The following is a 12,527-nucleotide window of genomic DNA, read 5'->3' as shown; positions in this document are numbered from 1 at the left end:
CGTCAACCACGGTGCCATGCCACATCCGTTCCGGTGATCTCCGAGTGAGAGCCGCCTTCTTGATCAGGGCCGACGCCAGACTCACGATCGTGCCCGATCCCCATGTCCCGCTTCCCTCCGCCAGCTCTCCCGACGGGGCAGGCCCGACGACGGCCAGCCCCGGCAGGGTCCGCTTCTCCCTCGCACGGTGGGTGCTCGCCCCGCGCACGACGTGGCAGGCGCGGCGCCTGGCCGCCGAATTCGGTGTGGGGATGGACGCGAGGACCGCGTGGGTGATGGCCCGGCTCGCCCGCCACCCCGATGAGCACGGCTACGCGATGGCCCACCTGGACGACCAACAGCGCGCCGCGGACTGAACGCCGTACGGCGTTCAGACACCGGCCTCCGGATCGCTGGGCTCCCGCTGCCCGGCCTGCTCTGCGGCCAGGGCCTTGTCGGCGTCGCGTGCGGCAGTGCGCTCCTGGTCGTTCAGCCACAACGCGTTCCCGAGGTAGTACATGGCGACGACGCCGGCCCCCATGAACGCGCCCCAGCCCAGAGCCAGGACGAAGAGGTTGGAGTCGGTGCGCTGACCGCTGTAGGCCATGCCCTGTCCGGTCGTGAACAGCCATGGAAACCAGGTGATCCGGCCGAAGCCCGGGTCCGCGTGCCAGTGGCCGCCTATGCGCCATCCCAGCAGAGGGACCGACGCGAAGCTCACGCAGGCCACGCAGTACATGAAAGCGAAGAAGTCGTTCTCGATGAAGTCGTGCCCGTTGTGGATCCCGAGGAAGGCGATCCCGGGAAGGAAGAGCACGACCGCCAGGCCCAAGCCGAGCACATCTCCGCGCCGTCGAACCGGTCCTGCCGTCACGTTCCACCCACTCCTGCCGCTGCCGTTGTCCCGGGCACCGTACCGGGCACGGTCATGGCCCCGGCCGCTTGAGCGGCGGTCCGGCCCGGCAACAGCGCCTTCTCGGCCAACGCACGTAAGAAACCGGGCACACCGGGCCATTGCGGGTGTGGCGGGGCTGCGCCCACTCCATGATCTGCGGCAGCGGGACGCGACGGGCGGTCCTGGTGGCAAGGGGAGTTGAGCCGGTGGCGGTGACCGAGCTGTTGGTCGCGGACGAGATCATGACCCGGCTGTCGGACAAGGCCCGCCAGGAGGTGGCGCTCAACCTGCACAAGCGGGACTGCCAGACCTGCGGGGCGCCGCTCGGCGAGCAGACGCCGGCGCTCGCCGTCGACGACTGCGGCCCGTTCCTGAGCGCGTCCCTCAACCACCAGGACTGCCGCCCCTCGGGCTGGTACGAGCTCCGCTCGCTCATGGTCGGTGCGCACCTGTCGTGGACCAGCCGGTTCTTCACCCTGCCGATGGACGAGGGCAACGGCCGCCCCCCGCGGCCGGTGTTCATCGTCTGTCCGCACCTGGAGGCGGTCCACCTGGACCAGGACGGCGGCGACGGCTGGAGCGTGAACACCGAGCGGGACTGGCGGGCCCGCGGCTTCCGCCCGATGGGCCGCGAGCTGATCGTCGACAAGTGGGTGGCCGACCAGACACCGCCCAAGGCCCGGCTGACCGGAGCCACCATCCACATCGACGCGGGCCTGAACGGGCGGTGGTCGTCGTCGGCGAACCTGGACACCGTCAAGGCGTGCCGGCAGCTGGGCGGGCTGCTGCTGGGCATCTCCACCGTCTGCGAGCCGACTTCCACCACCGGTCCGAACGACATCCTGCGCTACGGGGCCGGCGGCCACATCTTCCTCGGCTGGGTTCCGCTGGTGTGAGCGAGGGAAGGACGGCTGCGTCTGCGTCAGCGTGCGGTCAGGATCAGCAAGAGAAGGGGAGGACCTTATGACGGAGCAGGACCGCATCTACCACGGTGTGCAGCCGGTCGAGGATGACGATGACTGGCAGTGCCGGATCCTGGTGGAGAAGAGGAAGCTGGGGCCCACCGAGCGGCAGGTCGACGACCTCGTCCTGTACGAGCTCACCCCGAAGGACGCTGAGGGCCTGGGCGGGTTCGAGTGGGGATACAGCGGGTCCGGCCCCGGCCGGGCCGCCAACGCGATCCTCGCCGACGCCCTGGGCCTGGGCGATCCCTGGACCTGCGGATTCGAAGGAGGGCCGATTGACCCGGTTCTCCAGGCGCTGAGCGTCGACTTCGCCTCCGATGTGCTGGTCCAGTGCTGCTCGCAGTGGCGGCTCAGCCGCCCCGGCGTCCTGCGCTGGTGCCGCGGCTGGTACGCACAGCAGGGCGCCCGCGATCTCCCCGCTGCCCTGGTCGACCTTCCTGAACTGACCAGCAGCCGCCTGTGACGACTGGCTGCACCTATCAGCCTCATACGTCGTTTCCGCAGGTGGAAGTACTGACGGCCTGACCCTGTGAGCTGTGAGCGCGGGTAGGTACACTGGGCGACGAAGACCCTGGATTCGTCCCTGGTAGTCCCGGAAGGGGCAGGCCACACACCCAGGGTTCAGACTTCATCGAAGGCCGTCCGGCATCCGCCGGACGGCCTTCTTGCTGTCCACCCCACCCCCTCGAAAAAATCCGAACGGGTTAAAAAACAGGCTAAAGACTAGGGTAAACAGTGCTAGGGTGAGGGCACGAAAGGAGATCCACCCATGGCATCCGAGGAAGAACTGTTCGCGTCCGTCGATGCGTTGCTGGAGGAGGAGCCGCAGCTGCCGCCCCCGGCGGAGCGCGCCCGGCTGCGTGAGGCTGCCGGCATCACCCAGGCCCGTCTCGCGACCGCGTTGAAGTCGACCGTGCAGACGGTGAAGAACTACGAGAACGGGAGGAGCGAGCCGAAGTCGCCGCGCCTGGAGGCGTACCAGCGGCTGCTGAACGGATGGGCGGCGAAGTACCCCGCCCACGCCGTCCCCGCCGCTCCCGCCCCGGCCGTTGCGCCGCAGGCTCAGTCGGTGCCGGAAACGTTCACTGGTCCGGCTGCGCCCGAGGTACCCGAGCCGGAGACCGTCGCACCGGCCCAGGCCCTCGCCGCACCGGAGCGCCCGGCCGCCCGTCCGGCGACGTCGTCTCGCCGCCCGGCGAAGAAGGCTGCGAAGCCCGCGATCGACCCGCGCTTCCCGCACGGCCCGCTCGCCGTCCTGGACGGCGACGGCTCCGCGTACGGAGTCGACGGCATCGTGCTCGACTGCCCGGCGACCACGGTCGTGGAGCTGGTGGAGTGGACGCTGCGCGAGGCCGGCCTCGGTGCGCCGAAGCTCCACCGCAACGGCAAGGACGCCGATCCGCTGATCGTCCTCACCACGGCGGCCGCCGTGAAGCTCGGGCTGCCCGAGCGCCTGGAGGACCGCCGCGGGCTGCGCCTGGAAGAGGACCACCCGGTCGTCAAGCAGGTCCTCAAGGCGAAGTGGCAGCTCACGAAGAGGGGCTTCGGGCCGTGGGCCCGCATCTACCGCAAGGCCACCGGCGCTCAGCGCCAGTGCGTGCAGCTCGCGATTCTGCCCTGGGACGCCCTCGATGAGCGTTCCTGGCCCGGCGTCACGGACATGGCGCCGGCCGACATCGCCCAGGTCCTCGGCATCTACGCCCAACGGGTCAGCACCCCGCGCGGCAGCACCGCCGTGTCCGGCCTGGAGCTGATGACCGCGCTGCGCCCGCCGACCCGCCCGGTCCGCGACGAGGAGACCGGCAACTGGGTGAGCGGCCCCAACCCCGGCTCGCTCGGCACGCAGCCGATGGACCCGGCCCCGCCGGAGGGCCAGATCGAGCACCCCGCGGTCCACAGCATCGGCTGGAAGGGCGGCTTCCTCCGGGAGGAGGCGTTCCAGTGGGTGCGGTCGGTGGACACCCTGTCCGATGAGGAGTGCATGCTCCCCTACGCGGTGGGCCTGGACCTCAACACGGCGTTCCTCGCGGCCTCGGCCCGGCTCACGGTCGGTCTGTCCGAGCCTGACCACTTCATCGGCCCGAAGTTCAGCCCCAAGATTCCCGGGTCCTGGCTGGTCGACCTCTCCCACGTGGAGATCGACCCGCGCCTGCCCTCGCCGTTCACCCCGGACGGTGAGCGTCCGACGGGCCCGGCCTGGTACCAGACGCACACCGTCGCCTACGCCCAGGAGCTCGGCTACAACGTCGAGATCCTGGAGGCGTACCTGCGCCGCGAGACCGGCGCGTACCTCGACCCGTGGCACGACCGACTCAAGGCCGCCTACGTTGACACCCTCGCCGACATGGGTGTCACCAAGGACCTCACTGACACGGAGTTCCTGGCGGCGATGGAGCGGCACAAGGACGTGGACCCGGTGCTCACCGCCGTGCTCGCCGCGATCAAGGGCACCATCAAGGGCGGCATCGGGAAGCTGTTCGAGAACCCGCAGGGCAAGGGCCACAAGGACGGCGAGCCGTGGCCGGCCATGATGCGCCCCACCTGGCGCCCCGACATCCGGGCCGCGGTCATCAGCAAGGCCCGGGTCAACATGCACCGCAAGCTGGCGAACATGGCGAAGATGACCGGGATGTTCCCGCTGGCCGTGCTGTCCGACTGCGTCGTCTACCCGGCCCCCAGCGCCTCCCCGCTGGACTTCCTGCCCTACGCGGCGTCCGGCAAGCCGCAGCCCGGCGCCTTCCGCCTCGGACCCACCCCGGGTCTGGCGAAGCTCGAAGGCGTCCAGGACATGGCCTGGGCCGTCGACCTGATGGAGAAGAGCCTCAACCCGGCCCGCCACATCAAGGGTGACGGCCACGATGCCGTCCTGGACGAAGGGAAGTAAGCCGTGGGGGAGATCGAGGACGCCATCGAGCGGGCCGACCGGGAAGCCTTCACCAAGGACCCGCCGAAGACGCTCAAGGGCCAGATCGGCTACCTGCTCAAGCAGCTGGGCAGCGCCAAGGCCGTCGCCCAGGAGCTCGGGGTGACAGCCGACTCCGTCAACAGGTACCGGCGCGGCGCCCGCAAGCACGCCCGCGCCGACGTCGCGTCGAAGATCGACGACGCCGTACGCCAGCGGTGGCAGCCCCAGGTGCGCAAGCGCCGACGCCAGCAGGCCGCCGCCTCCGGCGGGATCACGGTGGAGACCCGGGCCCGGTTCGGCTACGAATCGTCCGCCGGATCGACCGACGACGGAAGGTTCCGCCGCCTCACCGTCAAGCTCCCCGCCGCATACGCGCAGCGCCTCTTCGACGCCCGCGACACCGGGGCCAGCGACCAGGAGATGCGCGGGATCATCGCCGAAGGGTTTAAGGAAGTCTATTTCCAGGACGGCGGCGGCCGGGCTATGGGACTCTCGGACGTGGCAATTAATGATATTGATTACCTGGACCTGGATTACTGAATAGGAGCGAATGCATGACTGCTGAATTCCCGCCCATCGACCGCGACAAGAGCCCGCTGCTCGACGCCGACCACGACCCGGTCCGCGTCGCCGAAGCGCTGCGCCGAAGCCCGCACTTCGCCGCTGCGGACGCCGACCCCGGCGGCGACACGGTGTGGTTCACCACCGAGGCCGGCATGAACTTCACGCTGAGCTTCAAGGAGGCGGAGCCCACCGACGACGACCTGCTGCCCGAGCCGGTGCTCACCGAGGCCATCGCCGCGGCGATCCTCAACCACCCCGGCTTCGTCACCGCCGATGCGGACTCGCCGCGCGAGGACACCATCACCATCCAGACCCGCAACCAGGTGCGCCACCTCCTGGTCCTGGACGTCGACCGAGGCAACGCCCTCGCCCCGGAAGACCTCTCCACCCCGGCCGTCGACGTCGCCCTCGCCGCCGACAAGCTGCTCGCCAGCGACCCGAGCGACTCAGAGCGCGCCACGGCCGAACTCCTCAACCACATCGCGGCCACCTGGGACAAGCAGGACCTGCCGTTGCGCGAGCACGCCCAGGCCGTCGCCCGCACCCTCCGCACCCAGTAGGAGGGATCACCGCATGTCCCCTTCCACGGCCACCCGGCGCGCGTACCGTGAGGTGACGACCCGCCGGGAGGAACAGCCGATGAGCGCGCAGCCCGACCACGCCCCCCTCACGCCGTACGCCCCCGCCCCGGGAGCTCCGGCCGAACTCCTCGCCCAGCTGCGCGCCGACCGGCGCGCCGCGCAGTGGGGGCCGGCCTTCGAGCGGGAGTGGGCGGCCGCGCTCGAGGAGTCCCGCCGGACGTTCTCCCTCGCCGTCCTGTACGAGGTCGTCCAGGACTGGCAGGGCCGACTCGCCCACGCCCCGGCCGTCGACGCGTTCGTCGCCTCCGGCTACGACGACAGCGAGACCATCGACATGGCAGAGCTGCGGCGAAGGCGACAGCGCCGGTGAGCGGACAGCCATACGCGGTCCGCTTCTCCGCACCGGCCGCCAAAGTCCTCGACACCCTGCCCGAGCACGTCGAAGACACCGTGTGGGACGTCCTGGGCGCCGCCGCCGACGATCCGTGGGGCTTCGGCCAGTGGAACGCGGACGACCTCGAGGGCGAGGACGTGCGCTACGCGTCCGTCGGCCAGCTCTCCCTCACCTACTGGGTGAACCGGCCGCTGCGCCGCTTGACCGTCCTGAACATCGTCTGGCTCGGGTAGCCATCCCCGGTGACAACGCCCTGACCCCGGCATCGCAACTGCCGGGGTCAGGGCGTTTCCGATCGTAGCCACGGCCGTATCCACCCGTTGCCATCCAGGCGGCACCGCGTAGCCGGCCGAGTAGTCACCAGCGGCCGCGGGACCGTTCCGCACCGAGCTGGACCTCGCGCAGACACTCGCGGCAGTCCGGCAGCCCGTCCACGACGTGGCCCTCCTGCTTCGACCAGCTGAAGCCGCACAGCGCCTTCGGGCGGGAGCGTTCTGGATCGCCGGTGGCGTGGGAGCCGTAGCCCGGCACGTTCCACACGACCGGCGTCCCGCCGTCGTACGGGGCGCCCTTGGGCCAGATGTAGGCGGCCTCGGGCGTGGTGCAGCGCATCCGTAGATCAGGGCCGGTCCAGCGCTTGCCGTATCGGATCTGCGAACTGGCATCGACCGCGTCCGCAAGGCGTTCGAAGGACAGGTCGAAGTCGTCCATGTGCCTCCACCGGCCGGGCCGCTGCTCACGCATCACCAGGCGGAACATCAGCAGCAGCCGCGCCAGGTCGTGCTGGCCGACCCGGACCGTGGTCGTCTCCGGGTCGTAGCCGTACGGGTTCTCGGATCCGGTCTCCTTGGGCATAGAACTTCCCCTCAACCGGACGCGAGCGGACTGAGGGTGCCGGAAGCGAGCGCCTTGCGGCTGCGGCGCGTACTGACCATCTGCCGGGCCTCCACGATGCTGAGGTCGTTGGCGGACAGAGCTGCCTGCTTCTCGGGGGTGAGCTTCAGAAGAGCAAGGCGCTGCGAAGCCGTCGTAGGGCTCCACCCCAGACTCCGCGCGTAGGCATTCTGGCTCTCTGTCCGTCCCGGCGCGCTGAGCGCGGCGTGGAGCAGCGATGCCTCATCCAGCGGCCCCAGGTAGTCGTTGTGACGATGCCGGCGCAGCACGAAGGCGGCAATCGAGTCCTGGGGCATGTCCCGGACCAGGACGGGAATCCGGGTCCACCCGAGGGATCGCGCAGCCTCCAGCCAGTGATAGTCGCTGATCGCCACGTAGGAGAAACAGCGCTGGACGGAGTTGGTCTGACGCGGCAGCTTCTTCAGATAGGCCTCGCGGGAGACCACCGTGATGGGATGCTCCACCCCGTGCTTGACCAAAGACGCCTTGAGCTGTGATTCCTTGGCCAGAGTGTGGCGGGGACGCTCAGGCCACGAGATCACCTCGGCCACCGGCTGTTCTTCGATCAGTCTCGTCACACCCTGACCAACGACGGGGTCGTGTTCCCCGGCTTAGGCCGTCCGGGTCAACTCCGCCGGGAACAATCCGGCAGAGGCACGGGCCGCTCACCACCGGGACCGGCATTTGCGGGCGGCGGGCCGTTGGCGTCAACACCCGGGGTAGCGTGCCGGGAACTGATCCGGCCCGGGGTGGGGAGTGGCGATGCGGTTTGCACGGTTCGATGAGCCCGGCTTGCTGACGTCGATCGAGGTGGGGGCGCTGCGGTCGTTGAACGCGGCGGTCTTGACCGCAAAGTACGAGTTGCAGTCAGCGAGCGCTCTCTGGGACCGGCTCCAGAGCGGCTGGGACGTGGCCGATATGCACGAGGCGAACACGACGTTCCCGTTCTACGGGCAGGCCGTCCAGGAGATCGCGAGCGGCGCGGCCGCCTACGAGCACCACGTGGCGCTGACCTCTTGGCGATACACGGCCGCGGCGGTCGTCCTGGGCGTCACCGTTCTGCAGCGCGTCGCGGAGGCGAAGCCGCCCCTGACGGCCACGACGGTGAAGGAACTGTGCCAGGAACCGACCCTGGGCCGCCTGTACGAGGCGCTGTCGGTGCCGGTGGCCGATCTCCTGCCCGAGCGCAAGCGCGAGCACAGCATCCCGAACGAGCGCGAGGACACGGCACAGCGGTGGGCCCAGGTGCGCGACGGCGTCGATGACGCGATCGAGCTCGTAGTGGAGATCGCCGCAGACGAGGAAGCGACCCACCCCCGGACCAAGGACGAAGCCGCCGGCTGTCTGCTGACCGAGCACTGCCCGCCCCACACCGACCCGGTGTACCACGGCGTCCTGGAGCCACTGTTCAAGCTGGCGGAGGACGTCCCGTTCGACATCTCCCGAATCATCAAGAGCAGCTGACCCCGCCGCGGCTCAGTCCTGAGACGTCGCGCCGGGCAGTTCGCCGGCGAAGTCCCACCACTGCTGGATGGTCCACACGGCGAAGCTGGAACGGTCGGTGGACATCCGCAGCCAGCTCGTCACCGCCGGGCATGAGCGCCACCTCCAGGTGCGGCTCCTCCCACGTCCCGAGCGGGTACATCCACTCGATGCCGTCGGGCCAGGTCCGCATCGCCACCGTGCGCACGCTCAGCGCCGCGGCGAAGGCGTCCAGCGCCGTCTTGGGTATCCGTACCTCCGCCGGCTCCCGCTCGATCCCCACCACCTGGTCCCCTTCGGCTCGTACGGCGAACCGCGCCCGCCGTCGCGGGTCAGCGTGACAGACCCGCGCCGCGCACGGTGTCACGCTGTGAGGCTGGCAGGCTCACAGGCCGTTTCCCCAGGTGGACGGGGCGAACTGTGAGGCTGTGAGGCTGTGAGGTGGGCTCGCGGCCCGTACTCCCGCACGCCCTGGTGGTGCCCGCCGGCGCGGAGGACGATGGAGTCGTGGGCGAGGACACCGAGGACCAGGAGCACGGCGTCGAACCCGCGCGGCCGCCGCTCACCGCAGAGCAGGCCCGAGAGGTCACGGCCGGGCTGCGCGAGGCGATAGACCACGTCCAGCGCTCCGTCGCGCTGCTCGCCGCCCGGGTCCGCGCCGCCCACGCCGCCCGCGTCTGGGCACCCCTCGGCTACGGCTCGTGGGAGTCGTACTGCGCCACGGAGTTCGGCATCAGCCGCGCCCAGGCGTACCGGCTGCTCGACGTCGCCCGCGCCCTGGCCACGATCCACGACGCCGTCGCAGCCGGCCCCGGGACGTCTCGCACGCGAGACAGTGACCCCGGTGCCGCGGCCGCGCTCGACTACGGCCTGTCTCAGCGGGCCCTGATCGCTGTCTCCGGCCGTAGCAGCGACGTCGCGGAGCTGATCACCCACCGACTCACCGCGCTCGCCCACAGCGGCCTCCAGGTTCTCGATGAGCCGACCATGCGCGCCGTGGTCCGCCAAGCCGTCCGCGACGTCCGCACCACACCGCCCCCGCCGCCCGCCGATCCGCCGGCCGATCCCGCACTCACCGAGCTGCGACGCGTCGTCGACGACCTCGCCGCCACCACCCACCAGCTCGGGGAGCTGATGCTCGAGGTCGCCCCGGCCTATCTGTCCGACACCGCGGCCGCCGACGTCATGGCCCCGCTGTGCGACGCGATCGGTGAGGCCCTGGAGAACGGCCTCGCCGCGCGCCGCTACGCGATGTCCGGCGACCGCCGCGCCCTGTCCGGCACCGTCCTGTAGCTCACCCATCCCAGCTGCTCCTGTGTGGCACACAGCCTGTTTCCCCAGGTGGGCGAGGCGCGCTGTAAGGGTGTGAGGTGTGAGGCGAGGGCCTGCGGCAACGGGATGCTGCTGTTTCTGGTCGTGCTGCTCGATGGGTAGCGGGAGTAGTGGCCATCGTCCTGGTGGTGGTTGTCGGGGTGCAGCACGGTGGTGTCGCGGGTGCAGCGCAGCATTTGCCTGGGCCGGGCGGGACAAGGGTGCTGCTCGTGCAGCAGGCCAGAAGATCTATGCAGCGGCTGCATGCAGCGCGGCGCGATGCCGAACGCCGGCGGGCCGACCATCGCGCTGCCGCCGTGCTGCACCGTGGCGGCCGGGAACGACGACGGCGCCCTCCCCCGATGGGGTGGGCGCCGTAGCAGTGGCGGGCAGGAGCCGCGGTTCATCCAGCCAGCCGCAAGAAGGGCGTGGCGTCAGGCAGCGGGGCGTCCTCACCGCCGTCTGGGTCCGGGTCGAAGTCTGTCCCGATCCGGGCGTCGCGGGCGCGCGGCGGGCGGATGTCACCAGTCGGAAAGTTCAGCGGCCACACGAACGTGTCGGGGGCCTTGAGGTGGTTGACCATGTGACTCAGCGACTCGTAGCCGGCCAGCAGCGGGTGGATGAGAACCTCACCGCGGCGCTGCCGCTCGCTGATGATGCCCTTGTCACGTAGCTGACTGATGGCCCGCGAGACCACCGACTGGGTCAGCCCGAGACGCTCGGCAAGCTCCTGCTGGCGGACCCTGACCAGGCCGCCCGGCTCCTGGCGGGAGGTGAGCACGTCGAAGACATCCCGGGCCGTCGGCGACAGACAGGCGTTCGGCAGGACCTCGAAAATCTCCGGGTTGTGGAAACCAGGAATGGAAGCGGAGCTCATCGCGTGGCCTCGTTCCTCACAGTCGGAATGGTGATCTCGTGCTCCACCAGGGTCTTCTTCAACGACTTCACCAGGCGCAGCTGCTTCTCGCTACCCCACCGATAAGCGTAGAGCGGGTTGAGGCGATACACCCCACGCTGCTCCCGCCACGTGAAGTTGTGGTGACTCAGCTGGCCGACAGCGCGGGAGACCTTCGACTGCGAGCAGCCGTACTTCTTCGCCAGGCTGCTCTGGGTCATCTCCACCAGACCCTGCTTGTCGTGGTGCGTCTTGAGGTAGTCCAGGACGTTGCGCGACATCGCGCTCAGATCGAACTTCCACAGGTTGTCCTCGATCACCTGGGACATACTCAGGTGCCCCTTGCCGTAGAAGACGTACGGCTTGACCGGGTCCTTCGTGGTGAAGGTACCGCCCCGCTTGGCCAGCCTCTCCAGGCTGCTCACCAGCTGCTGCGCCGTCTCCATGCCGTTGACGGCATCGGCGGGCGGCGGAGCAGGCGCCAGCCGCGACTTGGTCGCCGGCGCCTCCGCACTGCGCCTCAAGGGCTGGGCCACGAGCTCTCCTCCAAGATCGTTGAGGCTGCATAACATAGCAGATCTGCAATGTTATGCAGGAGATCTATGCACGTGTCGGCCGCGTCTCTGGACAGAACCGATCTATGCACCTACGTGCATGCAACTCGCCGCATCCGGACGTGATCCATTCACTCAGGCTGCATATATCTCGCGCGTTTCCGCAGGTCAGAGGCTCGCGCCTATCTGATCTTTTAGAGGCGCGCCCTCCACGACCCGCGCCGCGTCCTCCAACCGCCGCATCCAGCGGCGAAGCGGCGGCCACCAGGACCAGGCCGCCGATCCATCCGCCGGCGGCCCACCAGCTGCTGCGCGTCGGCTCGCGAGCGGGGCTGAGGCGGCTTCGCGTGCGGCTCCGTGGGACCGGTGCGGACCGTAGGCGGCAGCAGCGGCTCTGAGTCTCGGGTGGTACCGGCCGTGACGATCAAAACCAAGGAAGCGTGGCCGGTGCCGGTGGGCGGTTCCGCCGCCCGGCCTAGCGGCCGATCGGCTCCGGCACCTCCGCACGTCGAATTGAACCGGTCCCATATCGGAGCGTCCTTTCCGTGGCTGAGCTATTTCGGGCCGCGCAATTCTGAATTCATCCGGTAGTTTATTGGCCGGGGTGGAGGTGGCGCGACAGCGATCCAAACGCTACACAGCTCGGGTACGTGATGCATCACCCACGCCGCGCGTTCGCCCCCTCGGGTGACGTCTCGTCGAATCCTGCCCCACGGTGGCCGGTTGGCGTGTATGCTGGCGGGGTATTGGTGAACGGGAGCGGGAAAGTTCGGGAGTGGGGGAGGGGTCAGGGTGGAGCGCAGCGGAACCCGTCACTGCGGTGAGGCCGGCACCCATGCGACCCGACGATCCGTCACCGTCGTTGCGGGGGTGGTGGCTGGGAATCCCAAGCCCTACACAGTCCCGCGCGTGATGCACCTTCCCCCGTAGCCAGCCCCGGTGATCGCGCTTGCGCGGTCGCCTCCAATTCGCGCTTGCGCGAATTGCATTCCGTCCGGAATTCCGTTTACGGAATTCCATTCCGGCGCTTGCGCCGGAATTCGAATTGCGCTTGCGCAATTCGGCGCTCTATGCCCCGGCTTGCCGGGGCATATCCCGCTCCGCGGGG

General features: G+C 69.5%; 16 protein-coding genes. 10 read left to right on the top strand and 6 right to left on the bottom strand.

What is annotated here, in order from left to right; translation table 11 throughout:
- Positions 1-89: 89 nt before the first annotated feature.
- Positions 90-356 (top strand): hypothetical protein, encoded by a 267-nt coding sequence (locus ACGFU7_RS34690; RefSeq protein WP_393701261.1) that lies wholly within the window; start codon positions 90-92, stop codon positions 354-356.
- A 14-nt stretch (positions 357-370) separates the two neighbouring features.
- On the opposite strand, the gene ACGFU7_RS34685 is transcribed toward ACGFU7_RS34690, so the two are convergent.
- Positions 371-853, bottom strand: a complete 483-nt coding sequence (locus ACGFU7_RS34685) for a hypothetical protein (protein ID WP_393701260.1) — start codon at positions 851-853, stop codon at positions 371-373.
- A gap of 227 nt (positions 854-1,080) precedes the next feature.
- On the opposite strand from ACGFU7_RS34685, the gene ACGFU7_RS34680 reads away from it, so the two are divergent.
- The 7 genes from ACGFU7_RS34680 (at position 1,081) to ACGFU7_RS34650 (ending at position 6,516) form a co-directional block, all read left to right on the top strand.
- Positions 1,081-1,770 (top strand): hypothetical protein, encoded by a 690-nt coding sequence (locus tag ACGFU7_RS34680; protein ID WP_393701258.1) that lies wholly within the window; start codon positions 1,081-1,083, stop codon positions 1,768-1,770.
- 67 nt (positions 1,771-1,837) lie between these two features.
- On the top strand, positions 1,838-2,302 hold the full coding sequence (locus ACGFU7_RS34675; protein ID WP_393701256.1) for a DUF6166 domain-containing protein: 465 nt from the start codon (positions 1,838-1,840) through the stop codon (positions 2,300-2,302).
- 306 nt (positions 2,303-2,608) lie between these two features.
- Positions 2,609-4,723 carry a telomere-associated protein Tap gene (gene tap / locus ACGFU7_RS34670; protein WP_393701254.1) on the top strand — a complete coding sequence of 705 codons (2,115 nt, stop codon included), beginning with the start codon at positions 2,609-2,611 and terminating at the stop codon, positions 4,721-4,723.
- A gap of 3 nt (positions 4,724-4,726) precedes the next feature.
- The gene (gene tpg, locus ACGFU7_RS34665; protein ID WP_393701253.1) at positions 4,727-5,284 is read left to right on the top strand and encodes a telomere-protecting terminal protein Tpg; all 558 of its coding nucleotides are present in this window, start codon (positions 4,727-4,729) and stop codon (positions 5,282-5,284) included.
- Positions 5,285-5,298: 14 nt separating this feature from the next.
- Positions 5,299-5,868 (top strand): hypothetical protein, encoded by a 570-nt coding sequence (locus ACGFU7_RS34660; RefSeq protein ID WP_393701251.1) that lies wholly within the window; start codon positions 5,299-5,301, stop codon positions 5,866-5,868.
- 79 nt (positions 5,869-5,947) lie between these two features.
- A complete protein-coding gene (locus ACGFU7_RS34655) occupies positions 5,948-6,259 on the top strand; it encodes a DUF6247 family protein (protein WP_393701404.1) in 312 nt (103 codons plus the stop codon).
- On the top strand, positions 6,256-6,516 hold the full coding sequence (locus ACGFU7_RS34650) for a hypothetical protein (RefSeq protein ID WP_393701249.1): 261 nt from the start codon (positions 6,256-6,258) through the stop codon (positions 6,514-6,516). The genes ACGFU7_RS34655 and ACGFU7_RS34650 overlap by 4 nt, the downstream gene beginning before the upstream one ends.
- Before the next feature lie 124 nt (positions 6,517-6,640).
- Here the strand turns inward: ACGFU7_RS34650 and ACGFU7_RS34645 are convergent, their stop codons facing one another.
- Both ACGFU7_RS34645 and ACGFU7_RS34640 read right to left on the bottom strand, forming a co-directional pair.
- A complete protein-coding gene (locus ACGFU7_RS34645) occupies positions 6,641-7,138 on the bottom strand; it encodes a hypothetical protein (protein WP_393701248.1) in 498 nt (165 codons plus the stop codon).
- 11 nt (positions 7,139-7,149) lie between these two features.
- Complete coding sequence (locus tag ACGFU7_RS34640; protein ID WP_393701247.1) at positions 7,150-7,728, bottom strand: ParB/RepB/Spo0J family partition protein; 579 nt, start codon at positions 7,726-7,728, stop codon at positions 7,150-7,152.
- A gap of 211 nt (positions 7,729-7,939) precedes the next feature.
- On the opposite strand from ACGFU7_RS34640, the gene ACGFU7_RS34635 reads away from it, so the two are divergent.
- The gene (locus tag ACGFU7_RS34635) at positions 7,940-8,641 is read left to right on the top strand and encodes a hypothetical protein (protein ID WP_393701245.1); all 702 of its coding nucleotides are present in this window, start codon (positions 7,940-7,942) and stop codon (positions 8,639-8,641) included.
- Here ACGFU7_RS34635 and ACGFU7_RS34630 read toward each other — a convergent pair.
- A complete protein-coding gene (locus ACGFU7_RS34630; protein WP_393701244.1) occupies positions 8,628-8,945 on the bottom strand; it encodes a hypothetical protein in 318 nt (105 codons plus the stop codon). The two genes, ACGFU7_RS34635 and ACGFU7_RS34630, sit on opposite strands and share 14 nt — an antisense overlap.
- Positions 8,946-9,100: 155 nt before the next feature.
- Between ACGFU7_RS34630 and ACGFU7_RS34625 the strand changes: the two genes are divergently transcribed.
- The gene (locus ACGFU7_RS34625; protein WP_393701242.1) at positions 9,101-9,952 is read left to right on the top strand and encodes a hypothetical protein; all 852 of its coding nucleotides are present in this window, start codon (positions 9,101-9,103) and stop codon (positions 9,950-9,952) included.
- A 421-nt stretch (positions 9,953-10,373) separates the two neighbouring features.
- Here ACGFU7_RS34625 and ACGFU7_RS34620 read toward each other — a convergent pair whose 3' ends face one another.
- Together ACGFU7_RS34620 and ACGFU7_RS34615 are read right to left on the bottom strand one after the other, a co-directional pair.
- Complete coding sequence (locus tag ACGFU7_RS34620) at positions 10,374-10,847, bottom strand: helix-turn-helix transcriptional regulator (RefSeq protein WP_393701241.1); 474 nt, start codon at positions 10,845-10,847, stop codon at positions 10,374-10,376.
- Positions 10,844-11,401, bottom strand: a complete 558-nt coding sequence (locus ACGFU7_RS34615; RefSeq protein WP_393701239.1) for a replication/maintenance protein RepL — start codon at positions 11,399-11,401, stop codon at positions 10,844-10,846. The genes ACGFU7_RS34620 and ACGFU7_RS34615 overlap by 4 nt, the downstream gene beginning before the upstream one ends.
- Between the last annotated feature and the right edge of the window lie 1,126 nt (positions 11,402-12,527).

The organism is Streptomyces sp. NPDC048473 (assembly GCF_043200155.1).
Taxonomy (GTDB): domain Bacteria; phylum Actinomycetota; class Actinomycetes; order Streptomycetales; family Streptomycetaceae; genus Streptomyces.
The sequence above is the reverse complement of the archived record's forward strand: the minus strand, read 5'-3'. Positions and strand labels throughout refer to the sequence as shown.

Bases quoted from the DNA above. Each gene is read 5' to 3' on its own strand.
- ACGFU7_RS34645 (WP_393701248.1), bottom strand. From the start codon at position 7,138: ATGCCCAAGGAGACCGGATCCGAGAACCCGTACGGCTACGACCCGGAG.
- ACGFU7_RS34655 (WP_393701404.1), top strand. From the start codon at position 5,948: ATGAGCGCGCAGCCCGACCACGCCCCCCTCACGCCGTACGCCCCCGCC.
- ACGFU7_RS34660 (WP_393701251.1), top strand. From the start codon at position 5,299: ATGACTGCTGAATTCCCGCCCATCGACCGCGACAAGAGCCCGCTGCTC.
- ACGFU7_RS34620 (WP_393701241.1), bottom strand. From the start codon at position 10,847: ATGAGCTCCGCTTCCATTCCTGGTTTCCACAACCCGGAGATTTTCGAG.
- ACGFU7_RS34675 (WP_393701256.1), top strand. From the start codon at position 1,838: ATGACGGAGCAGGACCGCATCTACCACGGTGTGCAGCCGGTCGAGGAT.
- tap (WP_393701254.1), top strand. From the start codon at position 2,609: ATGGCATCCGAGGAAGAACTGTTCGCGTCCGTCGATGCGTTGCTGGAG.
- ACGFU7_RS34635 (WP_393701245.1), top strand. From the start codon at position 7,940: ATGCGGTTTGCACGGTTCGATGAGCCCGGCTTGCTGACGTCGATCGAG.